This window comes from Pseudomonas sp. PGPR40, from assembly GCF_022014505.1.
GTDB lineage: Bacteria > Pseudomonadota > Gammaproteobacteria > Pseudomonadales > Pseudomonadaceae > Aquipseudomonas.
Genome location: NZ_JAKLSP010000017.1, coordinates 104,633 through 127,798, shown reverse-complemented (window position 1 = coordinate 127,798; position 23,166 = coordinate 104,633). Strand labels below are relative to the sequence as shown.

General features: G+C 59.2%; 22 protein-coding genes. 11 read left to right on the top strand and 11 right to left on the bottom strand.

The features are described 5' to 3' along the window. The first annotated feature begins 8 nt into the window (after nt 1-8). From tagH to MEB48_RS16250, 8 genes are all read left to right on the top strand, one after another. Complete coding sequence (gene tagH, locus MEB48_RS16285) at nt 9-1,202, top strand: type VI secretion system-associated FHA domain protein TagH (RefSeq protein ID WP_237885122.1); 1,194 nt, start codon at nt 9-11, stop codon at nt 1,200-1,202. Between the two features lie 5 nt (nt 1,203-1,207). Further along, nucleotides 1,208-1,708, top strand: coding sequence for a type VI secretion system lipoprotein TssJ (gene tssJ / locus MEB48_RS16280; RefSeq protein WP_237885121.1), 501 nt, complete (start codon nt 1,208-1,210; stop codon nt 1,706-1,708). Nucleotides 1,709-1,710: 2 nt separating this feature from the next. Beyond that, nucleotides 1,711-3,042 carry a type VI secretion system baseplate subunit TssK gene (gene tssK, locus MEB48_RS16275; RefSeq protein WP_237885120.1) on the top strand — a complete coding sequence of 444 codons (1,332 nt, stop codon included), beginning with the start codon at nt 1,711-1,713 and terminating at the stop codon, nt 3,040-3,042. Nucleotides 3,043-3,047: 5 nt separating this feature from the next. Beyond that, nucleotides 3,048-3,923 (top strand): type IVB secretion system protein IcmH/DotU, encoded by an 876-nt coding sequence (gene icmH, locus MEB48_RS16270; protein ID WP_237885119.1) that lies wholly within the window; start codon nt 3,048-3,050, stop codon nt 3,921-3,923. A gap of 13 nt (nt 3,924-3,936) precedes the next feature. Beyond that, nucleotides 3,937-7,473, top strand: a complete 3,537-nt coding sequence (tssM, locus tag MEB48_RS16265) for a type VI secretion system membrane subunit TssM (protein WP_237885118.1) — start codon at nt 3,937-3,939, stop codon at nt 7,471-7,473. Continuing rightward, nucleotides 7,473-8,201: a PP2C family protein-serine/threonine phosphatase gene (locus MEB48_RS16260; RefSeq protein WP_237885117.1), complete on the top strand. Its 729-nt coding sequence runs from the start codon at nt 7,473-7,475 to the stop codon at nt 8,199-8,201. The genes tssM and MEB48_RS16260 overlap by 1 nt, the downstream gene beginning before the upstream one ends. Next, a complete protein-coding gene (locus tag MEB48_RS16255) occupies nt 8,198-9,214 on the top strand; it encodes a serine/threonine-protein kinase (RefSeq protein WP_237885116.1) in 1,017 nt (338 codons plus the stop codon). The genes MEB48_RS16260 and MEB48_RS16255 overlap by 4 nt, the downstream gene beginning before the upstream one ends. Before the next feature lie 77 nt (nt 9,215-9,291). Then, a complete protein-coding gene (locus MEB48_RS16250; RefSeq protein ID WP_237885115.1) occupies nt 9,292-9,867 on the top strand; it encodes a hypothetical protein in 576 nt (191 codons plus the stop codon). 21 nt (nt 9,868-9,888) lie between these two features. On the opposite strand, the gene MEB48_RS16245 is transcribed toward MEB48_RS16250, so the two are convergent. Continuing rightward, complete coding sequence (locus MEB48_RS16245; protein ID WP_237885114.1) at nt 9,889-10,269, bottom strand: DUF6124 family protein; 381 nt, start codon at nt 10,267-10,269, stop codon at nt 9,889-9,891. A 495-nt stretch (nt 10,270-10,764) separates the two neighbouring features. On the opposite strand from MEB48_RS16245, the gene MEB48_RS16240 reads away from it, so the two are divergent. Next, complete coding sequence (locus MEB48_RS16240) at nt 10,765-11,148, top strand: helicase (RefSeq protein WP_237885113.1); 384 nt, start codon at nt 10,765-10,767, stop codon at nt 11,146-11,148. 44 nt (nt 11,149-11,192) lie between these two features. Here MEB48_RS16240 and MEB48_RS16235 read toward each other — a convergent pair whose 3' ends face one another. Both MEB48_RS16235 and MEB48_RS16230 read right to left on the bottom strand, forming a co-directional pair. Further along, nucleotides 11,193-11,957 (bottom strand): Fic family protein, encoded by a 765-nt coding sequence (locus tag MEB48_RS16235; RefSeq protein ID WP_237885112.1) that lies wholly within the window; start codon nt 11,955-11,957, stop codon nt 11,193-11,195. After that, the gene (locus tag MEB48_RS16230; RefSeq protein WP_123357408.1) at nt 11,954-12,211 is read right to left on the bottom strand and encodes a hypothetical protein; all 258 of its coding nucleotides are present in this window, start codon (nt 12,209-12,211) and stop codon (nt 11,954-11,956) included. The genes MEB48_RS16235 and MEB48_RS16230 overlap by 4 nt, the downstream gene beginning before the upstream one ends. Before the next feature lie 280 nt (nt 12,212-12,491). Between MEB48_RS16230 and MEB48_RS16225 the strand changes: the two genes are divergently transcribed. After that, entirely contained in the window at nt 12,492-13,760 is a 1,269-nt protein-coding gene (locus tag MEB48_RS16225) for a hypothetical protein (RefSeq protein ID WP_237885111.1), read from the top strand. Between the two features lie 96 nt (nt 13,761-13,856). On the opposite strand, the gene MEB48_RS16220 is transcribed toward MEB48_RS16225, so the two are convergent. The 6 genes from MEB48_RS16220 to exbB all read right to left on the bottom strand — a co-directional run bounded on the left by MEB48_RS16220 (nt 13,857) and on the right by exbB (nt 20,760). Further along, on the bottom strand, nt 13,857-15,257 hold the full coding sequence (locus tag MEB48_RS16220) for an aminoacyl-tRNA deacylase and HDOD domain-containing protein (RefSeq protein WP_237885110.1): 1,401 nt from the start codon (nt 15,255-15,257) through the stop codon (nt 13,857-13,859). Between the two features lie 78 nt (nt 15,258-15,335). Then, nucleotides 15,336-17,411 carry an ATP-dependent DNA helicase RecG gene (gene recG, locus MEB48_RS16215; RefSeq protein ID WP_237885109.1) on the bottom strand — a complete coding sequence of 692 codons (2,076 nt, stop codon included), beginning with the start codon at nt 17,409-17,411 and terminating at the stop codon, nt 15,336-15,338. Between the two features lie 9 nt (nt 17,412-17,420). Next, nucleotides 17,421-18,350 carry a hydrogen peroxide-inducible genes activator gene (locus MEB48_RS16210; RefSeq protein WP_008073417.1) on the bottom strand — a complete coding sequence of 310 codons (930 nt, stop codon included), beginning with the start codon at nt 18,348-18,350 and terminating at the stop codon, nt 17,421-17,423. Between the two features lie 275 nt (nt 18,351-18,625). Beyond that, nucleotides 18,626-19,372 (bottom strand): energy transducer TonB family protein, encoded by a 747-nt coding sequence (locus MEB48_RS16205; RefSeq protein WP_030132454.1) that lies wholly within the window; start codon nt 19,370-19,372, stop codon nt 18,626-18,628. Beyond that, nucleotides 19,369-19,797: a TonB system transport protein ExbD gene (gene exbD, locus MEB48_RS16200; RefSeq protein ID WP_007894651.1), complete on the bottom strand. Its 429-nt coding sequence runs from the start codon at nt 19,795-19,797 to the stop codon at nt 19,369-19,371. The genes MEB48_RS16205 and exbD overlap by 4 nt, the downstream gene beginning before the upstream one ends. Nucleotides 19,798-19,803: 6 nt before the next feature. Continuing rightward, nucleotides 19,804-20,760 carry a tonB-system energizer ExbB gene (gene exbB / locus MEB48_RS16195; RefSeq protein ID WP_237885108.1) on the bottom strand — a complete coding sequence of 319 codons (957 nt, stop codon included), beginning with the start codon at nt 20,758-20,760 and terminating at the stop codon, nt 19,804-19,806. A 190-nt stretch (nt 20,761-20,950) separates the two neighbouring features. Between exbB and MEB48_RS16190 the strand changes: the two genes are divergently transcribed. Continuing rightward, nucleotides 20,951-21,808 carry an SDR family oxidoreductase gene (locus MEB48_RS16190; protein ID WP_237885107.1) on the top strand — a complete coding sequence of 286 codons (858 nt, stop codon included), beginning with the start codon at nt 20,951-20,953 and terminating at the stop codon, nt 21,806-21,808. A 170-nt stretch (nt 21,809-21,978) separates the two neighbouring features. Here the strand turns inward: MEB48_RS16190 and MEB48_RS16185 are convergent, their stop codons facing one another. Next, nucleotides 21,979-22,719 (bottom strand): hypothetical protein, encoded by a 741-nt coding sequence (locus MEB48_RS16185; protein ID WP_237885106.1) that lies wholly within the window; start codon nt 22,717-22,719, stop codon nt 21,979-21,981. A gap of 57 nt (nt 22,720-22,776) precedes the next feature. Further along, the gene (locus MEB48_RS16180; protein ID WP_003177257.1) at nt 22,777-23,157 is read right to left on the bottom strand and encodes a RidA family protein; all 381 of its coding nucleotides are present in this window, start codon (nt 23,155-23,157) and stop codon (nt 22,777-22,779) included. Between the last annotated feature and the right edge of the window lie 9 nt (nt 23,158-23,166).

Here is a 23,166-nt window from a genome sequence, read left to right as displayed (position 1 = left end):
GTATCACCATGGAACTGGTTTTCGAAATGCTGAACACCAAGCAGTTCGTGCCCACGGATTTGTGCCAGAAGACCTTCAAACAGGCCGGTGGCGTGATCGGGCGGGGTGAGGATTGCGACTGGATCATTCCCGACCGCAAACGTCACCTGTCCAATCACCACATGGTGATCAGCTACCGCGAAGGCACGTTTTTCCTGACTGACACCAGCAGCAACGGTGTTCAGGATGGCAAAAGCGGTGCACGTCTACCTAAAGGCGAAACGGTGCCAATAGGGCATGGCAGCACCTACGTGCTGGGCGACTTCGAGATCCGTGCCCGGCTGGTGAGTGACCCGGCGACCTTCGACGGCGAAGTCGGTCGTCCGTGCGCTACGGGCAGCGTCATTCCGGATGATGCCTTCCTCGATCTCGACCCGCTGAATGTCCTCGAACAGCAAGAGCGCGTGTACTCGGAAATCGACGAGCTGATTTCCCCGAACACCACCCTCTCAGACGCTCCTCAGCGTGCCGATTACGCTCGCATCGACATGGAAAGCCTGATGGTGCCGGAGCTGGTCGATGCGCCGACAGAGCCGACACTGGCGCCACCGCCGAAAGCGGTCGAGCGTCAGAGTGAAGGGTTCTGGGAGCACTTCGGTGCGGCATTGGGCGTGGACCTCAAAGGCCTCGACCACGACGCTCGCCAAGCCCTGGCGCTGAACGCCGCGCGCCTGCTCAAGCAGAGCATCGGCGGTTTGCAGCAGAGCCTGCGCACCTGCATCGAACTGAAAGACGAACTGCGCCTGGCCCGGACCACCGAGGGCACTCACAAGAACCCGTTGAAATTTGCCGTCAATCCCGGCGAAGCGTTGGGCATTTTGTTGCAGGGCAACAAGCCGGGTCAGTTGCCGGTCGTGCAAGCGATCCCCCGTGCGTTCCGTGATTTGCAGGCGCATCAGGTGGCTTTGCTGACCGCCAGCCGCGCTACCGTTCGCGGCACCTTGGAACACTTCTCGCCGCAGCAGCTGACCCTGCGTTTCGAGCATGACAACAAGCCATTGCTCGCCACCTCCGGCAGTCGCTGGAGAGCCTATGGGCGTTATCACCAGAGCCTGTGTCAGGACGACGACTGGAGCGAACGTCTGCTGGCTCGCGACTTCGCGCGGGCTTACGAAGAACAGATTCGCCTGATTTCCACCCTTCACACCGACCACCAAGGATGATGCGCATGTCTCGCTGTTCGACCGCTTTTTTCAAGATGCTGACTGCGCTCATCGTACTGGTGCTGCTGGCCGGTTGCTCGTCACTATCGCCGTATTCCACCGCGACCAAACTCAACCTGAAACTGACTGCCAGCGATCAGCTGAACCCGGACCTTAACGGTCGTCCATCGCCGATCGTCGTGCGTCTGTTCGAGCTCAAACACCCGGTGGCTTTCGAGAATGCTGACTTTTTCAGCCTCTACGAGCGCGCCAGGGAATCCCTGGCCCCGGACCTGGTGGCCAGCGAAGAACTCGAACTGCGCCCGGGTGAAACCATCGAGCTCAAGCTCAACGTGGAAGAGGGCAGCCGTTACGTCGGCGTACTCGCGGCGTACCGCGACCTGCCGGAAACCAAATGGCGCGACACAGTGCAAATCACGCCGATGGAAGTCACCGTGGCTGACCTGGCCCTTGATCAGGCTGGCATCCGTAACACCCACGAAACACTCGCCGAGGCGGATGACTGAATATGAATACGCATAAAGTCATTTGGCAGGAAGGCATGCTGCTGCGTCCGCAGCACTTCCAGCACAACGATCGTTACTACGACCACCAGATGAAGACCCGCACCCAGTTGCTGGGCGGTTACACCTGGGGCTTTCTGAACCTGGAAATAGACTTGCAGTTTCTCAGCATGGGCAAGTTGGTGATCAGCCAGGCCTCGGGGATTCTGCCGGACGGCAGCCTCTTCGAACTGAGCGGCAACACCGAGCCGTTGGCCCTGGACGTGCCGCCAAACACTGGCAACACGCCAATCTACCTGGCGCTGCCACTGGTGACCGGTAACCACATCGAGGCCCGTCGCCCGGAGCAATCCGACGTGCTGGCGCGCTATACCATGTACGAAGCGCAAGTCGCCGACTCGAATGCCGGCGACGATTCCTCCAGCCTGGTTAGCTGTGCCCGCCCGGACTTCAAACTGTTGCTCGGCGAGCAGCAGAGCGACCAGGCCTACGTGAAGCTGAAGATCTGCGAAGTCCTCGATACCACGCCCGATGGTGTGATCAGCCTCGATCCGGACTTCGTGCCGAGCTACATTCAGGTGCATTCGTCCAGCTACTTGCTGTCGTGTCTTAAAGAAGTGATCAGCATGCTCGGTCACCGGGGCGATACCATCGCCGACCGGATTCGCTCCAATGGCAAGGTCGGCGGCGCGGAAGTCGGCGACTTTATGATGCTGCAACTGATTAATCGCACCGAACTGTTGTTGCGCCATTACCTGGACCTGGAACAGGTTCACCCGGAAGCGTTGTACCGCACGCTGCTGACCATGCTCGGTGATCTGGCGACGTTTTCCAGCGAGAGCAAACGCCCGCGTCTGGACAGCCGTTACCAGCACAGCGACCAGGGCGCGAGTTTTCGCAAATTGATGGAAGCGATTCGTCAGGTGCTGTCGATGGTGCTCGAGCAGCACGCCATCGAACTGGTGCTGCAAGCGCGTCAGTACGGGATCATCGTGTCGCCATTGCACGACCACAAACTGCTGGGCTCGGCGTCATTTGTGCTCGCGGCCAGTGCCAATTGCGACTCCGAAGAACTGCGCCATCGCTTGCCGGCGCATCTCAAGGTCGGCCCGGTGGAGCGCATCCGTCAGTTGGTCAACCTGCACCTGCCGGGCATCAAGGTCAAACCGTTGCCGGTGGCTCCACGGCAGATCGCGTTCCATTCCAACAAAACCTATTTCATCCTCGAACTCACTTCTGAAGACCTGGCGCAACTCGAACGCTCCGGCGGCTTCGCATTCCATGTGTCTGGCGAATTCGCCGAGCTGGAACTGAAATTCTGGGCCATCAGGAATTGACCGACATGATCAAGGACATGGAACACAATCAGGACGATAAAACCATCCTGCTCGACCATCGGGGCCAAGGCGCGGCGTCCAGTCCGCTGACCGACTTCGCTGCACCGCCGCGTTTCGAACAGCTGGAAGAACGGATGATCTACGCCGCGCGCTTGCACCCGGCGGAGACGTTCAACATCAGCCTCAATTCGCTGGTAGCCGCAGCGTCCGAACTGCTGTCGGAAGTGGTACGCCTCAAGCACAGCGACACCCGCGAAGATCTGTACGCGCTCAACGAGGACCTGACCACCGGGCTGAAGCTGTTTGAAATACGTGCGCTGCACAACGGCACCGAAAGCAGCCAGGTAATGGTCGCCCGTTATGTGCTTTGCACCGTGATCGATGAAGCCGTCGTCACTACGCCGTGGGGCAATCAAAGCGAGTGGTCGCAGATGAGCCTGCTCAGCAGCTTCCAAAACGAAACCTCCGGTGGCGAGAAATTCTTCCAGCTGTTGGATAGCCTGTCGAAGAACCCGGTCAAGCACCTGCCGATGCTGGAGCTGATGTACCTGTGCCTGTCCCTCGGTTTCGAAGGCAAATACCGCGTGCAAGCCCGAGGCATGCTCGAACTCGAAGGCATCCGCGACGCTTTGTATCGGCAGATTCGTCAACTGCGCGGCGACGTGCCGCGTGAACTATCGCCGCATTGGGAAGGCTTGAACGATCAGCGCCGTAGCCTGGTGCATATTGTGCCGGCGTGGATGGTGGTGCTGTTCACCGTTGTTTGCCTGGTGGTGATGTATTCGGGCTTCGCGTGGGTGCTGGGCGAGCAACGCGAAAGTGTACTGCAACCTTATCAGCCGCTGGATCCGGCCGCGGTTCAGCCGCAGTCGCAGCCGTAAACAGGGACGTGTGATGAAAAAGTTTTTCAAGGAAGTCGGCGCATTCCTGCGTCTGACCTGGGTCTGGACCCTGCTGTTGGTGCTATTCGTAGTGCTGCTGGTGTGGTTCGTCGGACCGTTGCTGGCGGTCAATGACTACAGGTTCTGGGAAGATCCGACCTCCCGCCTGCTGACCATCAGTATGCTGTTCCTGATCTGGGGCCTGACCATGGTCTTCGTCAGCTGGCGTGCCGGTGTGCGCAAGAAGGCTGTGGAAGAAACCGAAGATGGCCAAGACAGTATCCGCCGTGAAAAGTTGATCGACGAAGAACAGAAAGAGTTGAAGGCGCGTTTCAAGGACGCCCTGCAAACCTTGAAGACCTCGAGCCTGTATCGTGGTCGCAGCGAGCGCTGGCGTAGTGATTTGCCGTGGTACTTGCTGATCGGCCCACAGGGCAGCGGCAAGACCAGCCTGCTGGACTTCTCGGGCCTGGAGTTTCCGATCAACAAGATCGACCGCAAACTCACCCGCGACACCCTTGGCACTCGGCATTGCGACTGGTACTTCGCCGACCACGGTGTGCTGATCGACACTGCCGGGCGTTACCTGACCCAGCCCGATGCCCACGTCGATGGCAGCGCCTGGAGCACCTTGCTCGATCTGATGCGCAAGCGTCGCCGCAATCGTCCGTTGAACGGCGTGCTGGTGACCATCCCGGTGGAAACCCTCATCAGCGGCCGCAAGCAGGACATAGAAACCCTGGCCGATCAGGTGCGTGCACGTCTGCAAGACGTGCATCGGAAACTCCACGTCGATGTGCCGATTTATCTGGTGTTGAGCAAGGCCGATCGCCTGCTCGGTTTTGATGAGTTTTTCGATCAACTGACACGCGAAGAAAGCGATCAGGTGCTCGGTACCAGCTTCCGCAAAGAGCAGAGCGGTACTGACGTGGCCGTGTTGCGCGCCGAGTTCGAAGAACTGCTGCGTCGCCTGAACAGTCAGGTGATCATGCGCATGCACCAGGAGCGCGACACCCAGCGCCGTGGCCGCATTCTCGACTTCCCGTATCAACTGGGGCAGATCGGCGAGCGCCTGTGCCTGTTCGTCGACATGGCGCTCGCCGGCAACCGTTACCAGCGTGTCAGCCAATTGCGCGGCTTCTACCTGACCAGCGCACCGCACCTGATCCAGGAAATGGATTCGACCACTGCCGGTATCGGCGCGAGTCTGGGCATGAACGCCGGTCTGCTGCCGACCCTGCGCAGCGGCCGTTCGCGGTTCATTCACCATTTGCTCAGCCGGGTGATTTTCCCTGAGGCTGATTTGGCCGGGCTGGACCAGCGCGAGCGCAACCGCATCCACTGGGGCCAACGCGCCCTGTACGTGGGCGCACTGGCGACACTGGCACTGTTCGGCATGCTATGGGCCGGCGGTTTCTCGGCCAATTACGAGCGTCTGGAAAATCTGCGCTCCCTGGCACAGACCTGGAATCAGCAACGCTCGGCCTTGACCGCTGGCGATGACTCCATGGCGGTGCTCAAGACCCTCGACACCCGCTATGCGGCGACTCAAGTCTTCCCGAACAAAGGTGACGTGTCGTACCACGAACGTGGTGGCCTGTACCAAGGCGAAGACGCCAATCCGGTGGTCAAGAGCGCCTACGAGCGTGAACTCGAAGCGCAACTGGTGCCACGGGTCGCAACGCTGCTGGAAGGGCAGATCCGTGCCAACATGAAGAACCGCGAACGCCTGCTCAACAGCCTGCGTGCGTACCTGATGCTGAACATGAAAGATCGCCGCGATGCCGACTGGCTCAAGGAGTGGGTCGCCACGGACTGGTCCCTGCGCTACGCCGGCAACACCGCAGTGCAGAACAGCTTGAATATCCACTTCGAGCGTTTACTCAAGCAGCCATTTATCTACCCGCTGAATGATCAACTGGTAGCACAGGCGCGTCAGGTGCTGCGCAGAGAGTCGTTGGCCAACGTGGTTTACCGGATGCTGCGCGAGCAGGCTCGCCATCTGCCGGAATACCGCTTCAGCCAACACTTGGGCCCACAGGGTGCGCTGTTTGTCGGCACCGACTACGTGATCCCGGGGTTCTACACCCAACAGGGTTATCAGCAGTATTTCTCGGTCCAGGGCACTGCGCTGGTCACCGACATTCTGCGTGACAACTGGGTGCTGGGCGAAGGTTCGGGTATCAGCGGAATGGACTTGCGCCGCCTGATGGTCGAACTGGAGCAGTTGTACTTCCGCGATTACGCCAACTTCTGGAGCGAAGCGGTCGGCCGGGTGGCATTGCCACCAATCAACGACGCCGGTGAAGGCGCCGAGCAACTGGCGGGCCTGACTTCGGCCAATTCGCCGGTGCTGCAACTGTTGGTGGAAGTGCGCGAGAACACCCGTTTCCAGGTCATCGCCGACAGGGCTGATGAAGCCGTCAATGCAGCGGACAAACTGGGCGAAAAGGGTGGCAAGCTCGGTAAACTCGCGGTGGCCGCCGCGGATAAAGCGTCGGACATGGCCGCTAATTTGGCAAAGCAGCTACCCGATACCGCGAAGAAATCCCTGCAACGTCGCTTCGAGCCGCTGCACCGTTTGCTGGATGACAACAACGGCCCGGCCGCTGATTTGACCCCGGCCCTGCAAGCACTCAACGACCTGCAACTGCAACTGGCAAGCCTGGCCCGTGCCAGCGCACCGGAGCAGGCTGCGTTCGAAATGGCCAAGACCCGCATGAGCGGCCAGCGCGATGCACTGAGCAACTTGCGTAATGTCTCGAATCGTCTGCCGCGCCCGGTGAGCGTATGGTTCAACGTACTGGCCGAAGACACCTGGCGTCTGGTGCTCAACGATTCCTACCAGTACCTGAACCAGCGTTATCAGAGTGAGCTGTACAGCTTCTACGGCAAGGCGATCAACAAGCGTTACCCGTTCAGCGCCCACAGCACCAGCGACGTTGCGATCATCGACTTCCGTGAGTTCTTCAAGGCCCAGGGCATCGCCGACCGCTTCTTTGAGAACTATATGCGTCCGTTCGTGAGTGGCGATCCAGGCAACTATCGCCTGCACAGCATTGACGGTCACAGCATGCCGATCTCCAAGGTCTACCTCGACCAGATGGCCGCGGCACAAGTGATTCGCCAGAGCTTCTTCTCGATCAACCCGGCCGAGCCGCAAGTGCAGTTCAAACTGGAGCCGTACACCCTCGACCAGACCGTCAGTCGTTCCGAGTTCAAGTTTGGCGACAAGACCATTGAATACCGTCACGGCCCTATCGTGCCGGTGTCCTTCAAATGGCCGACCGACGCAGAAGATGGTCGCACCAGCCTGGTCCTCGACAAAATGGCCGGCCGCCCGATCGGCATCGAGAAGAACACTGGCCCATGGTCACTGTTCCGTCTGTTCGACCTGATGCAGACCGAATACCTGACCGGCCGCGACGTGCTGGTGCTCAAGGCTGACGTGGGTGGCCTGCGCGCCAACTACTTGCTGTCGAGCCAGCGCACGCCGAACCCGTTCGACATGGGCGTACTGCGTACCTTTCGTATGCCGGTGCAGCTCTGATGTTGGTTGCCAGTCCTTGGCGCAGTGCTGCACGTACCGATCCGGGCAAGGTTCGGTCGCGCAACGAAGATGCTTTTCTCGACTGTCCACAGCAGGGACTGTGGGTGGTCGCGGACGGCATGGGCGGTCATCAGGGTGGCGACATCGCCAGCCAGTTGATCGTCGCCAGCCTGGCGGAATTGCCGGTGCAGGACGACTTCGATAAACGACTCGAAGGTATTCGCCAGTGCCTGCACTGGCTCAACCGCCGCTTGGGTCAGGAGTTGACCGTCACCGCCGGGCGCCACGACAGCATCATGGGCAGCACCGTGGTGGCGCTGCTGGTAGAAGGCAATCGTGCGGCCTGCATCTGGGCCGGCGACAGCCGTTGCTACCTGTGGCGCGATCAGCGTTTGTATCAACTGTCCAAGGACCATTCGCTGCAACAACAACTGATCGACGAACAACAAATGAGCGTCGAAGACGCTCGTGCGCATCCCGCTGCTCACGCCTTGACCCGTGCGGTTGGGGCCGCCGAGAAATTGACCCTGGATGTGCTCGAACTCGAAGTCTATCCAGGTGATGCGTTTCTATTGTGCAGCGACGGTTTGTATCAAGGGTTGAGCAGCGATGCCCTGGGCAACGCCCTGAGCCCGACCGCGCCGCACATTGCGCTGGAGCGTCTATTCGACGGTGCTCTGCGTGGCTCGGCCCGGGACAACCTGACTGCCGTGGTGATCCGCCAATGACTGAACTCATGTCATCAATCGACAACCTGCTAGTGACCGAGGAAGAGGCCAATAACCTGACTTACTTCGCCTTCGCCAAGCCTCTAAACGGAAAGCCGCATCAGGCCGAGCCTGCGCTGGCGTCGACCCGGGCCAGCGTCGGTGAACTGCCGGACGTGCTGGCGGGGCGTTACCGCATCGAGCGCCTGCTGGGTGCCGGTGGCATGGGCGCGGTTTACCGTGCACGGGACTTGCTGAGCGAACAGTTCGGCGATCCCGCCCCTTATATCGCGCTGAAAATCCTCAGCGAAGAATTTGCCGAGTCGCCGGACGCCAGTGCCTTGCTCTATAGCGAGTTCGCCCTGACCCGACGCCTGCGCCACGACAACGTGCTGCGACCGCACACCTTTGAAGTGGACACTGACTGCCGACGGGCCTTCATCACGATGGAACTCATGCGTGGGCTGACCTTGGATAAATTACTCTGCGAGCGGCCCCTGGGCCTGCCGTGGATAGAACTGCGCGACATCGCGCTGCCGCTGCTTGACGCGCTGGCCTACGCCCACGCTCGCGGCGTTCTGCACGGCGATATGAAACCGAGCAACGTCATGCTCAGCGAAGACGGCGTGCGTTTATTCGACTTCGGCCTGGGTCAGGCAGAAGAGGGCATCTTGCCCGGCCTGCCGCACCTGAGCCGCAACCGCTTCAACGCCTGGACCCCCGGCTACGCCGCTCCCGAACTGCTCGAAGGCCAGCCGCTGTCGGCCAGCGCGGACGTGTACGGCATGGCCTGCGTGCTCTACGAATTGGCGGGCGGCAAACATCCATTCCGCCGCTTGCCCTCGACCGAGGCCCGCGACGGGCACCTCGACCGTGAGATGCACGTCCCCCGAAACCTGCCGAAACACTGCTGGCCAGCCCTGCGAACAGCGCTGGCTTTCGATGTGGCAGATCGAACGATCACTGCCGCCCAACTGCGTGACGCTATGGGCGCGACATCGTCTTGGCTGCAGCGTCTGCGACTCCGGGCGTAACGGATGGGGAAAAATCCTCCCCAAAGCAGACGCAGCTTCATCAGACTCAATGCGGTGGGGTTACCGTGGTGTGGCTGGTGGCCATTCAGCCAGCGATTGCCATTAATTTGCAGGATGCAGAAATGAAAGAGCCACTTGATTTCAAGAACAATTACACCGGCGGTGACTACGTATACCTGATGGGTGGGGACGGCTTCAAAACGAATGCGGCAGGTAAAAAGCTGATCGATTGTTCACATATGGTGAATGTGTTGCTGACCAGCGCCGGCTACAACATTCCGTTTGAAGACACGCGTGTCATGCAAAACTCCACTTACTACACAACGGTTCTGCCGCAAGACGTGAAACGGGGTGACATTGCGCTTTGGATTAAGGCGATCCCTAATTCCCGCGGTTCACCTTTGTTTCATACGGGCATTGTTGAAGACTTTAATCCTGCTACCAACGTCGGACATATTTTCGGAGCCCAAACGAGTACCGGTCCTGCGAAAGTGATATTTGGCCCAAAACCTGCGAGTTACTACTGGCCCATCGTGACCAAGTTCCTCAGAGCAAAAGAAGCATTCAGAAAAAGGGCCGCGTCTGACGCAGCACCTGCGCATGCAGGAATTTCGAATTTGCACTTTAAAAATTCATCGGGAGCGCGCCAATAAAGGCGCGCTCTTTCTTCACGCTTACACCTTAGCCCGATGCTCCGCTGGATTCGGCGAGTCAATATGATCCAGCGCGCGCTCCACCAACAACTGAACCCCATCGGCCATTCTGCTGAGCGCCAAGGCTACTGATCTTCGAGTGCCGTCGATGTCGTCAGCGAGGTCGGCGGCGATGGCGCTGATGGACTTCAGGTCTTCTGAGGCGTTGGCCAGAAGGGCTTCGGTGTCGATGTCGGGGGAGACGGTGAAGAGTTTGCCTTTGCGCTTGGGTTTTTCGTTGGGTGGTGGGGCGAAATGGTGGTCGAGGGCGCGTTCGGCGGCTTCGTGGAGTTTTTTCGAATCGAAGGATTCGTAGGGGGATGTGGCTGGGTTTTCTGGCGGATTCTGTGTTGGCTTGATCATTGGTATATTCCGATATGTGTTTTGGATGTGGCTGTCTCCTCTTCGCTTGCATTCGAATAAGGGTGGCAGCCGTGCGCAGGTGTGCAAGACCGGGCATATCGGACCCCGGCAGACCCCAAAGGGACCTCCCGCGCACAGCCGCCATAAAGCATTTACAGCGAGCATGAAAGCGCTCGATGTTCGGTTTGGAGATTGTGCGGCGATATGTACCGGACTTGCACGTCCGTGTCACCGTTTTTGCGGTAACGAACAAAGACTATCGATGAAGCGGAAGGCTGCCTAGTTCATGAACAGCGCCACGTGTTGAAGGAAATGTCCGATGGAGTCGAGGGTAGAAAGACCAATAGTTCTCGGCTTTTAAACAGCAACGTTTCGTCAATGACTTGGTAGTCATCAGCGTCAAAAAGCACAGCATCGTCTTCCAACACTGGTGGCGTTCTCGCTTGAAGCCGCTACACTGCGCCGGCCGTTCATTTTTCTCTTGAGGCTGTGCGCATGAAATTTCGTTTTCTTCTGTGGATGATGGGTTTGTTGATGGGTAAGGCCAGTCGGACTAATCCTGCGTTTCAGCAGCAGTTGGGTGACAAGGCATTGGTGTTTCAGCTACAGACCCTGGACGGGAAAGTGGCGCGGCATTTCTTTGTGAAGGATCAGCGCATCACCAGCAAGTCGGGCGTGTATGCGGAGCCAGCGTTTGCGATTGCGTTTAAAGACGCCGCGTATGGCTTTGCCACGATGCAGGCGAAGAACAAGCAATTGGCGTTTATGACGGGGATTCAGGACAAGTCGATTCAGATCAAGGGCAACCCGGCGCTGGTGATCTGGTTTCAGGGGTTGACCAAGTATTTGAAGCCGAAAAAGGACAAGCCGAAGGCATAGGTCTTTCAGGCCCGCCGGGATTTTTCGAGAGCAAGCTAGCCTCTTCAGCCATCCGACTCAGGAGGCCCGCGGGCGTCGAGTGGCTGGGCCCGGTATGTCTTGTAGATCTGCTGGACTCGCGGGTTGTCCAGGTTCTCGTATGTGATGTCTTCCTTGTCCAGGCCATCCAGGCCTCTGATACCACTGATGGTCTCTGGCCATTCGTCACGACTGGAGATATCGATTACGAACGGGTTGAGGTAGTGATCGAGATGCCTCTCGCGAGGCTCTCGGATTTCATCGCTGAGTGCCCGCAGGTAGTCATCTTTACTTGTCCCTGACCAGTCAATGGCGAACTTGGCTCGATAACAGAGTTCCATGAAGACTAATAGAATCGTGCGCCCGTTGCCGTCCAGGAAGGGGTGTGCGAAAGCCAGCTGGCCCATCACTCCGCCGGGATGGGCTCTGAAGCGTTTCTTGTCTGCTGCTAGCGTTAGCGCATAGTCGACAGACATTTTGATGGAATCGGGGCGCTCGAAGACGGTGCTTCGGGGATCGTCGTAGGAGCCCTTGAAGACTGCCAGGTGAGGGACAAGCTCGTTCCGGTCTTTTCCTGCCCAGTGATAAAAGCCGGAGAACAGGATTTCGTGAACGTTGAGTACAGCTTTGTAATCGATTGGCTTTTTCTTGGCCAAATAGGCAAGCGCATCTTCGATACTCAATTCGAACGAAAGATGCTCTGACTCTTTTACTTCAGTGGGATCTTTCAGTTGCAGCGAGTTTTGAAGATATCCAGCAGTTTCGAAGTCACCGAACGGGTCAAAAGTCATGCGCTACGTTTCTGTGCACGCCTTTCCTGAAGATAACGCCCTTGGAGCGCCAGGATTTCAGACTTGCTCAGAACGCCTTTTCTCTTGAGATTGACGAGCAACTGTTCGATGCCATCCAACTCGACGACATCGCCAGCCAAACGGGTAATGCTCACGGCCATACGACTCATGCCGTCACGTCCAGCAGTGACCTTGTTTTCTTTAGCAAGCTTACGGACTTGGCTTGCAACACTGACAGCAGCTGTTTGGGTCATCGGGAAGCCCTCTATTTGCCGTCAAATCATAGCAGGGCACTTGCTTCTTGTCGTCGTGGGTGCATAGCCGACGATCAGGGAAAGAGCATGTCTTCCATGCCGGAAACCAAAATTCTGAAGTCTGCGGCTCCGCCACCATAAAAATTGGCTCGTTATGTCAGTGACTTGGCTCGACGAGATAATAAGACTGTCACTTCTGACAGTTGATGGGTGTTTTGTTGCGTGATCAAGTGGGGGCGAAGGTCCCCCGGACCACTGCTATCACTCCATGAGTGTAAATATGAATCAAATATCAGGTAATACAGCAGCGGGCTCTCTTGATCCGTCCTTTGGCCACGGTGGGGTTGTGGCGTTGCCAAACTGGGCGAGGTCTATTGCCGTGCTACCCAATAACAAATTAATTGTTCTTACAGGCGCCAGCCTCCAAGAGCCAATTACGGTGGCACAACTGACTGAGGCCGGGGCGCTTGATCCATCCTTTGGCGATGGTGGCATGGTTGAAGTCCCTGTGACTGGTTACAGAATGCTGGTGAGCCACATCCTTGTGCTGCGAAATGGCAATTACCTGATCGCTGGCTACGAATCCGGTACAGCCCCCACCAGAAAATATGTCTGTCAGTTATTAAAAAACGGACAACTTGATAAGACCTTCGGGGAGGAAGGCTTGGCCACGATTCAAGTTCCGGATATTGCAGTTGCCGATGTTGGGCAGAGAGCCAGGTTTTTCAGTAGCCCAGAACAGAAATTGACAACTGATGGCATTTATTTCGCGGGCGAACAAATAGCTGTTTCGGAGCAGGACGCAAAAATTTATTTCTGCGCTCATGTGTATTCCGAAACAAGAGGCGTTGAAGGGGTTCTCTTTCGTCTTAACAGCGACGGCTCATCCGACACTGGTTTCAATGACCGAGGTTATGTCGTTATTTCCCCCGGCACCGGTTCTAACATTCGCCTCACATCGTTAATGGTCCAAGGAGACGGCGTGCTGGTGGGTGGCGGTTTTATAAGCGCTACGGGTTCGCGCGAAGTTGCTTTTCTGAAACGCTATGACCAACGGGGAAAAGTCGATAGTTCCTTCGGCGAGGGCGGGACGGTGATCATTCCCAATGGCGCCGATGGTCGAACGTCTGTTATTTACTCCGTGGCGCTCAGTGATAGTGGACTGATTGTGGCTTGCGGCGAGTCAGGTAAAACCGATGAAAAAGAAGGTCTATTAACAGTTCTTAATCCCAATGGAAGTTTCAATCTCATCTTCAACCAAGGCCAACCCTTGTACGCCGACTTCTTACTGAATTTGTTTTTCTCGACAAGTGTCTTTCAGCACGGCGGAAAAATCATAGTGTCTGGGTCAGGGGGGGGCGGTTACGTAGTGGCTGCGCGTTATGACCTTTTCGGTAATCTGGATCCAACGTTTGGAGGTAAAGGCTGGGTCGTTCACGACTCTATTGTGGCGCTGGCTGTGGAAAGCAGCGAGCTAACGGCAGATAACAAAATTGTCGTTCTAGGGAAAAGGTCGCTTCAGAAGTCTGCGGTGCGGTATTTGGGATAAATCCAGTGGATTGGGCTGGATTCATCACGCTCCCATAGGGATCACTTGAACCCTGTGGGAGCGAGCCGGCTCCAGGCGGCGATCCGACGAAGCTTTTCAGGACTGGCTAAATTGCGACGCCAGTTCACGCAACAACACTTCAGCCTCAAGCACTTTGCTGACCACATCGTCGGCCTTGTCGCGGGTCAGGCCGACACGCTCCAGCAACGCATCCGGAATGTCTTCATCCGGCCCGGACCCAATCCCACGGCTGCGCAGCAGGCGTACGGCCAGGCAGACGAGGTTCGGGTATTCGGCGTAGTCGCCGTCGTAGCTTGGGTCGTGCTGGAAGCGCAGGGCGGTGGCCAGTTCGTCGGGCATGTCCCAGAAGCGCATCAGCCATGCGCCGATCTGTTCGCGGCTGATGCCCAACAGGTGTTGTTCCACGTAGCTGTGGCACAGGTGCGGGTTGACTTCCAGGTGGCGGCAGATCAGCGAGAAGTGCGGCGGGAATACGTGGGCCAGCAGCAAGTAGCCGAAGTTGTGCAGCAGGCCGGCGAGGTAGGTCAGGCCGGCTTCCGGGCGCTGGGCGCGGGGCATGGCGCGGGTCAGGCCTTCGATGACAGCGGCGGTGTAGATCGATTGCTGCCAGTACGGCGTGGTGTGTTGCGGATGGTCTTTAGGCAGGCTCAAGGTTTTGCCCAGGGCCAGGCCCAGCGCCAGGTTGATCACCAGGTCGAAACCCAGCACCCGGACGATGGCGTCTTCCACTGAACGAATCTTGCCCGGCGAGGCGTAGTACGGCGACGCTGCCCAGCTGACGACTTGCGCGGCCAGGGCCGGGTCGGTTTCGACGACGCCGGTGATGTCGTCAATGGTGGCGTTGGGGTCGACCCGCAGTTTGATGATTTTCTGCGCGGTCTCGGCCAGCGGCGGAATTTCGATAGTCTCTTCCAGACGCTGCTGGATGCGCCGCGCGGTGAATGCTTGAACGGCCTGGGTGATTTCCTCGCGGTCATCGTCGGGGCGGTCGAGGTTCGGGCGGATGCTGTGCACGGCTTCGCCGAAATTTCCGACGCTGGCCTTGGTGAGCATGGTCTTGAAGGCTTCGCTGGTGATTTCCAGCAACACATTCGGCTCGCCCGAGTTGATCAGCAACGTCGGTTCGCGCAGCAGGCTTTCTTCATATAGACACGGCGAGCTGGAGAGTGCCGGCAGGCCGGGTAGCAGGCTCAGGTTGTGCTTGCCGAGCATTTTTACCTGGCGTTCGGTGGATACAGCAGTCAACCGGCGGCCAGTGAGTTCGGCAAGGCGATTGAGGTCGAGCAATTGGCTCTGGGGGAACAGCACCATGAGCGCGCCGACGGCATCGTCCAGCAAAACCGCCTGCACTTTACGCGCGGGGTTCAGGCCGTGATGGTCGAGGACTTCTTCGTAGGCGATGCCAAGCTTGCCAAGCAGCAGCCGAATAACAGACGGAGCGTGCGGGGTTTCGGGGGCGAGGGCAGCTTCTGTCATGGTCTGTATCCATTTGCAAACAATTGCAGGAGTATAACCAGCTTGTTTAAAGCCAGGGCCCAGAAACTGCGACAGTGCTCACACTTGGCCGTATTGCTGCCCATGACGTAGCCAGCGGTCGAGCAGCGGGCTGACGTGATCCGGCCAGCGCTCGAGCAATGCCTGCGCGGCATCGCGTACGGAGGGCAGCAAATCGGCATCGCGCATCAGGTCCGCGACTTTGAATTGCAGCAGGCCGGTCTGGCGTGTGCCGAGCATTTCGCCGGGGCCGCGCAGTTCGAGGTCTTTTTCGGCGATGACAAAACCGTCGTTGGTTTCACGCATGATGCCCAGCCGCTGACGGCCGATCTGCGACAACGGCGGATGATAGAGCAACACGCAATGGCTGACGGCACTGCCCCGACCGACGCGGCCACGCAATTGGTGCAGTTGCGCGAGGCCGAGACGTTCAGGGTTTTCGATGATCATCAGGCTGGCATTGGGCACATCGACGCCGACCTCGATCACGGTGGTGGCGACCAGCAGTTGCAGGTTGCCCATCTTGAACTCGGCCATGACGGCGGCTTTCTCGGCGGGCTTCATGCGACCGTGGATCAAGCCGACCTTCAGCTCGCCGAGGGCGGCGGTGAGGTCTTCAAAAGTGGTTTCGGCGGCCTGACAGGTCAGCTCTTCAGACTCTTCGATCAGCGTGCACACCCAATAAGCCTGACGCCCTTCGGCACAAGCGCCGCGCACCCGTTCGATCACCTCGACGCGCCGGGTGTCGGTAACCAATACCGTGTTTACGGGCGTACGGCCGGGCGGCAGTTCGTCGAGGATCGAAGTGTCGAGGTCGGCGTAGGCGCTCATGGCCAGCGTCCGGGGAATCGGCGTGGCGGTCATGATCAGCTGGTGCGGACACATCCGCCCGCCGACGCCTTTCTGTCGCAATGCCAGGCGCTGCTGCACGCCGAAGCGGTGCTGTTCGTCGATGATCGCCAGCGCCAGATTCTTGAATTGCACTTCGTCCTGGAACAGTGCGTGGGTGCCGACCACCATTGGCGTACCGTTGGCGATTTGCTCCAGCGCGGCTACGCGGTTTTTGCCCTTGAGCTTGCCGGCCAGCCACGCGACTTCGATGCCCAGTGGTTCGAGCCAGCGCTTGAAGGTGATGAAGTGCTGCTCGGCGAGAATTTCTGTGGGCGCCATCAATGCGACTTGGTAACCGGCCTCCAGCGCTTGCAGCGCGGCGAGCGCGGCGACCACGGTTTTGCCGGCACCCACGTCGCCCTGAATCAGCCGCAACATCGGTTCGTGCTGACTGAGGTCGTAAGCGATTTCGTTGCCGACCCGTTGTTGGGCGCCGGTCGGCGTGAAGCCGAGGTTGGCCAAATACTGAGCGGGCAGCTTCGTGGCTTTTGGCATGGCCGGCGCGCGCAGAGCACGCATGCTTTCGCGCAGGCGCTGCTGGGACAGTTGATGGGTCAGCAATTCTTCGAAGGCCAGACGATGCTGGGCCCAGTGATGACCGAGGGCGAGTTCGTCGACATCGGCATCGGCGGGTGGGTGATGCAGGTAACGGATCGCATCGGCCAGCGGCGCCAGTTGATAGTCCCGGGCCAGTTCTTTCGGCAGCCAGTCGGGCAGACTGCTGGGGCCGAGCAGGGTCAGGGTTTGCATGCACAATTGGCGCAAACGTTGTTGGGTCAGGCCTTCGGTGAGCGGGTAGACCGGGGTCAGGGTTTCATCCACCGGCGGCGGCTCGTCGCCGGTGATGGCGCGGTATTCCGGGTGGTAGATTTCAAGCCCCGACGCACCGGGCCGTGCTTCGCCGTAACAGCGAATGCGCGTGCCACGTTTGAGGCCTTCTTTCTGGGCGTTGCTGAAATGATAGAAGCGCAGGCTGAGCCCGCCGGTGCCGTCCTGTAGACGGACAACCAAACTGCGGCGCCGGCCCATGACCACGTCGGCACCGCTGATGGTGCCTTCAATCACGGCATCTTGCCCGGGTCGCAAATGGCCGATCGGGACCACGCGAGTGCGGTCCTGATAGCGCAATGGCAGATGAAACAGCACGTCCTGAAGATTCTCCAGGCCGACCTTGGCCAGTTTCTCGGCCATGGCTTCGCCGACACCCTTGAGTGCCGTCACCGACACTTGCGACAACTCGGTCATGGCAGCGACTTAACCGGCAACCACCGGTGCTGGCGGCTTGGCCACCGAGCACAGGCGAATGGAGTCGGCGAGGATTTCAATTGCCTTCGGCCGCGGGAAACTCGCGCGCCAGGCGATGGCCACGGTGCGGAACGGCACGGGCGCGCTCAGTGGGCGCACTTCGATCACGCCGGGAGCGTAGTGATGACTGTCCACCGCCGACAGCGGCAGGATCGAAATTCCGAGGCCGGACGCGACCATATGGCGAATGGTTTCCAGTGAGCTGGATTCCACCGTGGTGTGCTTGGCACCATCGTTGCCCTTGGTCAGCGTCGGGCAGGCTTCCAGCACCTGATCGCGGAAGCAGTGGCCTTCGCCGAGCAGCAACAGACTCTTGTCATTGAGCAGGGCGGCGTCGATGGATTCCTTTTGGGTCCACGCATGTTGTGCCGGCATCAAGACGTAGAACGGCTCGTCGTAGAGCTGCAAGGTCAGCACATCGGCTTCGTTGAACGGCAGCGCGATAATGATTGCGTCGAGTTCGCCGTTGCGCAGTTTGTCGCGCAGCACATGGGTGAAGTTCTCTTCGATGTACAACGGCATCTGCGGGGCGACCCGGTGCAGTTGTGGAATCAGGTGCGGAAACAGGTACGGGCCGACGGTATAGATCGCGCCGACTTTCAGCGGGGCAGTCAGCTGGTTCTTGCCGGCCTGGGCCAGTTCGCGGATGCCTTGGGCCTGCTCCAGCACTTTCTGCGCCTGGGCGACAATGCCTTCGCCAACCGGGGTCAGGCGCACGGCGCTCTTGCTGCGCTCGAAAATCAGCACACCGAGTTCGTCTTCAAGCTTTTTCACGCCCACCGACAGGGTCGGCTGGCTGACGTGGCAACGCTCGGCCGCGTGGCCGAAGTGCTGCTCTTGGGCGAGAGTAACGATGTAGCGTAATTCTGTGAGAGTCATAGCAAGCGTCCATGAAGTTGCGGGCCAAGCATACCGGCTGCAATCGATAGACGCACGTTATCAGACGGAATGTGCTGAATGACACAGGGCAATGCGGGTTTGGCGTTTGCGGATATGCAAAAGGCACCTTTCGGTGCCTTTTCATAGGTTTGTAATTCACCGAAGTACCTGTGGGAGCGGGCTTGCTCGCGAAAGCGGTGTGACAGTCAACATAAATGTTGAATGTGATGGCCTCTTCGCGAGCAAGCCCGCTCCCACATTGGTTCGGCGGTGTCTTAGCGGCGGCGTTCCAGCGAGTAAACAAACGGTGCAGTAATTTCGATGGTGCCGTTGTTCAGCATGTCGGCCGGTGGCTTGGGCAGCGGTTGGGCGCGGCGGATCATTTCCAGGGTGGCCCGGTCCAGATCGGCGTTGCCGGAGCGGCCCACCAGTTCGAACGACAACACGTTACCTTCGGCATCCACCACGAAACGCAGACGGTTCAAGCCTTCCTTGCCCCGCGCCTGTGCACTGGCCGGGTACTTTTTGTACTTGGCCAGGTGCGCGAGCAGGGTACCTTGCCAGCTGGCTTTGGCAGCTTGCTGCGCCGGTGATGGGCCGGGTGCCGGCTGAGCGGATTTCTCCGTCGGTGCCTGGGTCGGTTGCGCGTCGCTCGGTTTTTCCTCGGAGGGTTTCTCCTTCGGCGGTTCCGGTTTTTTCTCCACAGGCTTGGGCGGTTGAGGCTTGGGCTTGGGTTTGACCGGTTTCGGCACGGCAATCTCGGCCTTCGGCGCTTCAGCCAGCTTCGGGATCGGCAGCTCTTCCACCGGGGCCGGTGGCTGCGGCGGCGTGATCACCTTCGGCGGTGCGGGCGGTGGCGGGGCCGGAACCGGCGCCAGTTCGACCATCATCGCTTGCGGCGGCAGCTCGATCGGCGGGCGCGACGTCCAGTTCAGCGCCAGCGCAATGGCCAGCGCATGGACGCCCAGCACCACGGCCAGGCTCCCGCTGTAACGCGTCAGCTTTTGGCGCGTGTTGATCATTTTTTGGCTGCCGTCTCGAGTCCGACCAGGCCGACCTTCAGGTAGCCGGCGGCGCGCAGGGCGTCCATCACGCTCATCAGGTCGCCGTAGTCCACGCCTTTATCGGCCTGGAAGAAGATCGTCGTGTCTTTCTTGCCTTGGGTTTTGGCGTCGAGTGTGGCGCCGAGGGTCTCGGCCTTCACTTCGTCTTCGCCGAGGAACAGGCGCTGGTCAGCTTTCACGCTGAGGAACACCGGTTTCTCTGGCCGCGGCGCCGGTTTGGCGGTGGAGGCAGGCAAGTCGACCTTGATGTCCACGGTGGCCAGCGGAGCCGCCACCATGAAGATGATCAACAGCACCAGCATCACGTCGATAAACGGCGTGACGTTGATTTCATGGTTCTCGGCCAGATCGTCGTCTGCGCCTTCTTTCAAATGCAGGCCCATGGCCGATTACCCCACTTTCACCATATGCGGTTGCGAGCTGCTACGCTCGGCCGGCAGGTGGTCGAGATCACGGCTGACCAGCAGCAGCACTTCTGCCGAGGCATCGGACACTTGCGCCTTGTAACCGGCGATGGAGCGGGCGAAGACGTTGTAGATGACCACCGCAGGAATCGCCGCCACCAGGCCCAGCGCGGTCGCCAGCAGGGCTTCAGCGATGCCGGGTGCTACAACAGCGAGGTTGGTGGTCTGGGTTTTGGCAATGCCGATAAAACTGTTCATGATGCCCCACACGGTGCCGAACAGACCGACGAACGGCGCGGTGGAGCCGATGGTGGCGAGTACGCCGGTGCCGCTGCTCATGTTGCGACCACACGCAGCGACGAGGCGCTCCAGGCGGAAGCTCACGCGCTCCTTGATGCCTTCTTTCTCGCGGCTGTTAGCCGACAGACGCATTTCTTCCAGCGCGTCGTGGACCAGCAGGTTGGCGAGGGTGCCTTCCTTGGCCGCCGTTGCGCTGGCTTCTTTAAGGGTGGCGGCTTTTTTCAGGTGAACGATTTCAGTGCGCAGACGACGCTTGGCGCCCATCAGCTCGAAGCCCTTGGCGATCCAGATGGTCCAGGTGATGATCGAAGCAATGGCCAGACCGATCATCACAATCTTCACGATGATGTCGGCGTTCTGGTACATGCCCCACGGCGACAGGTCATGGGCCATTCCCAGGGTGTTGTCGGCTTCGAGGACTTCCGGCATATCTGCAGCGTCTACGGCCTGGACCGGATCGGTCGCGGCAGGTGTCACGGCAGGCGCGGCGGGTGTTTGAGCGGCAGCAGGCTGTGTGGCCGGTGCTTGTGCATCGGCGAAGGCGGCGGTCGGCGCCAGCATCAGGCTGAGCAGCAGGGCGGCCACTGCGCTCCAGGCGCGAGGTCGTTTGGTTGGCGAAGCGGGGAATTGATTGGGTGTCATGCTGGCCGGACCTGAAAGGAAAAAAACGGTAAATGTTCTTCCAGGCCTCGTGAGGCCGAGAACAAAAGTGGCGGGCATTATTGCAAGTAATTCTTGTTAACAAAAGTAATAGAGTATCTTTTTTTCCTTCATTGCTAGCCGCGTGTCCTTTGCCGGCGCTAGTCTGTAACTTTCCAATAGGAGTTTTCTGATGTCCGCGCCTACTGTTTTGATCGCCGGCTGTGGTGATGTCGGTAGTCGTCTGGCCACGCAATTGCTGGTTTCGGGGTGGGAGGTTCACGGCTTGCGGCGCGACGTCTCACGTCTGCCCGAGGGTGTGATTGGCGTTGCCGGCGACCTGTTCAATAAAGACTGTCCGGCGACCTGGCCAATCGGTGCGGTGGATTACCTGGTGTATTGCGCGGCCGCGACCGATCACGATGAAGCCGGTTACCGCGCCGCCTATGTTCAGGGCTTGCGGCATGTGCTGGAGTGGCTGGACGACTACGGGCAGGTGCCCGAACGCCTGCTGTTCGTTTCCAGCAGTAGTGTTTATGGCCAGCAGGAGGGCGAGTGGGTCGACGAGACCTCGCCGGCCGTGGCGGCTGGCTATTCCGGGCGTGTGATGCTCGAAGCCGAGCAGGTTGCCCTTAATAGTGGCATCCCGGCCAGCATCGTGCGCCTGACCGGCATTTACGGACCGGGGCGCGAATGGCTGCTGACTCAGGTCCGTCGCGGATATCGCGTGGTGATCGATCCACCGTTGTATGCCAACCGCATTCACGTCGACGATGCGGCGGGGTTATTGGCGTTCCTGCTCGAGGCGGATCAGCGTGGTGTGACACTGGATGATGTCTATATAGGCGTCGATGATGCGCCCGCGCCGTTGGCAGAGGTGGTGGGCTGGTTGCGTGAGTATCTGGGCGTGACCGAATGGGCCGAGGATGCGAGCGTGCGTCGTGCTGGCAGCAAGCGCTGCAGCAATGCCCGGGCGAAGGCGTTGGGTTGGGAACCGAAGTATCCGGGTTTCCGCGAAGGTTATGCTGCGATCCTCGAAGGTCGCTGCTGAAATCCAGTCACCACAAACCAAATGTGGGAGCGGCGGTGCGGCGATCCGACTTGCTCGCGAAGGGGCCATAACATTCAACATCATCGTTGACTGTTACACCGCTTTCGCGAGCAAGTCGGATCGCCGCACCGCCGCTCCCACATGGGTTCTGCGTTAGCCTTGGGGTCGGGTTACTGCTTTTCCAGCAACCACTTGCGATTTCCCGGCGTAAACGAAGGCATCTCATCCGCCAGCGCGGTATTCACCGTCTGGAAAATCTCCAGTTCTTTGCCCTTGCGCGCAAAGATCCAGGTATTGCCCTGGCCATTCACCTGCAACCAGATGTTGTCGTTACCGCCGCTCATCGACGCGCAGTCGCCCGCCAGGCACAGGGCATAACGATCCGCACCGGGCAGGCCGGCAACCTGGCCATCGGCCTGGAATTGCACGGTGTTGCCTTCGCCGGGGCCGCTGAGAATTTTCCAGCTGCCGCCCATATAAGCCGAATACAGTGCCCGCTCGAAACTCGCGCCAATCGGCGCACCTTCCGGTGCCGGAGCCGCTGCACGGTCGAAGACTTGCTCCGGCTCGTTGTCGTTAGCGGCCTGGCTCAATTGCTTGCCGTCACGCTTCAACTCGCTGGCGGAACTGCCATAAAAGTCGACTTTCCAGGCGCCGGACTCTTCGCCCAGCAGCTTGCCTTCGACATTCTCAAAACCATTGGTGTAGCGGGCCTGACCGGCTCGGGTGTTGACGTCCCATTCCAGATTCGGGCCATAGGCCTGAAGCGCTTCCCGCAGTGGGCCGCCTTTGGATGCCGCATCGATCGCCGACTGATTGATCCAGGTGCCGCTGATATCACGGTCGGCAGGGTCGCTGGCACAACCGCCCAAGAGAAGGGCTACCAGCGAGAGAGCTAGCGCTTGGCGCATGGTGGAATCCTTTCAAGACAAGATCGACGCAGCCTTTAGCGGGCTGCGCCGGACACATTACTCGATGACCAGAATGGCATCCATTTCAACCTGCGAACCCTTTGGCAGGGCTGCTACGCCGATGGCAGCGCGGGCTGGGTAAGGCTGGTCGAAGTACTTGCCCATGATCTCGTTGACCTTGGCAAAGTGGCTCAGGTCAGTAAGGAAGATGTTCAGTTTGACGATGTCCTTGAACGAACCGCCGGCCGCTTCAGCCACGGCTTTGAGGTTCTCGAACACCTGGACGGTCTGGGCTTCGAAGCCTTCAACCAGTTCCATGGTTTTTGGGTCCAGAGGAATCTGACCCGACATGTAAACGGTGTTGCCAGCCTTGATCGCCTGGGAATAAGTACCGATGGCGGCCGGGGCTTTGTCGCTGTTGATAACAGTCTTGGTCATGTATGACTC

Bases quoted from the DNA above. Each gene is read 5' to 3' on its own strand.
- tagH (WP_237885122.1), top strand. From the start codon at position 9: ATGGAACTGGTTTTCGAAATGCTGAACACCAAGCAGTTCGTGCCCACG.
- tssJ (WP_237885121.1), top strand. From the start codon at position 1,208: ATGTCTCGCTGTTCGACCGCTTTTTTCAAGATGCTGACTGCGCTCATC.
- tssK (WP_237885120.1), top strand. From the start codon at position 1,711: ATGAATACGCATAAAGTCATTTGGCAGGAAGGCATGCTGCTGCGTCCG.
- icmH (WP_237885119.1), top strand. From the start codon at position 3,048: ATGATCAAGGACATGGAACACAATCAGGACGATAAAACCATCCTGCTC.
- tssM (WP_237885118.1), top strand. From the start codon at position 3,937: ATGAAAAAGTTTTTCAAGGAAGTCGGCGCATTCCTGCGTCTGACCTGG.
- MEB48_RS16260 (WP_237885117.1), top strand. From the start codon at position 7,473: ATGTTGGTTGCCAGTCCTTGGCGCAGTGCTGCACGTACCGATCCGGGC.
- MEB48_RS16255 (WP_237885116.1), top strand. From the start codon at position 8,198: ATGACTGAACTCATGTCATCAATCGACAACCTGCTAGTGACCGAGGAA.
- MEB48_RS16245 (WP_237885114.1), bottom strand. From the start codon at position 10,269: ATGATCAAGCCAACACAGAATCCGCCAGAAAACCCAGCCACATCCCCC.
- MEB48_RS16240 (WP_237885113.1), top strand. From the start codon at position 10,765: ATGAAATTTCGTTTTCTTCTGTGGATGATGGGTTTGTTGATGGGTAAG.
- MEB48_RS16235 (WP_237885112.1), bottom strand. From the start codon at position 11,957: ATGACTTTTGACCCGTTCGGTGACTTCGAAACTGCTGGATATCTTCAA.
- MEB48_RS16230 (WP_123357408.1), bottom strand. From the start codon at position 12,211: ATGACCCAAACAGCTGCTGTCAGTGTTGCAAGCCAAGTCCGTAAGCTT.
- MEB48_RS16225 (WP_237885111.1), top strand. From the start codon at position 12,492: ATGAATCAAATATCAGGTAATACAGCAGCGGGCTCTCTTGATCCGTCC.
- MEB48_RS16220 (WP_237885110.1), bottom strand. From the start codon at position 15,257: ATGACAGAAGCTGCCCTCGCCCCCGAAACCCCGCACGCTCCGTCTGTT.
- recG (WP_237885109.1), bottom strand. From the start codon at position 17,411: ATGACCGAGTTGTCGCAAGTGTCGGTGACGGCACTCAAGGGTGTCGGC.
- MEB48_RS16210 (WP_008073417.1), bottom strand. From the start codon at position 18,350: ATGACTCTCACAGAATTACGCTACATCGTTACTCTCGCCCAAGAGCAG.
- MEB48_RS16205 (WP_030132454.1), bottom strand. From the start codon at position 19,372: ATGATCAACACGCGCCAAAAGCTGACGCGTTACAGCGGGAGCCTGGCC.
- exbD (WP_007894651.1), bottom strand. From the start codon at position 19,797: ATGGGCCTGCATTTGAAAGAAGGCGCAGACGACGATCTGGCCGAGAAC.
- exbB (WP_237885108.1), bottom strand. From the start codon at position 20,760: ATGACACCCAATCAATTCCCCGCTTCGCCAACCAAACGACCTCGCGCC.
- MEB48_RS16190 (WP_237885107.1), top strand. From the start codon at position 20,951: ATGTCCGCGCCTACTGTTTTGATCGCCGGCTGTGGTGATGTCGGTAGT.
- MEB48_RS16185 (WP_237885106.1), bottom strand. From the start codon at position 22,719: ATGCGCCAAGCGCTAGCTCTCTCGCTGGTAGCCCTTCTCTTGGGCGGT.
- MEB48_RS16180 (WP_003177257.1), bottom strand. From the start codon at position 23,157: ATGACCAAGACTGTTATCAACAGCGACAAAGCCCCGGCCGCCATCGGT.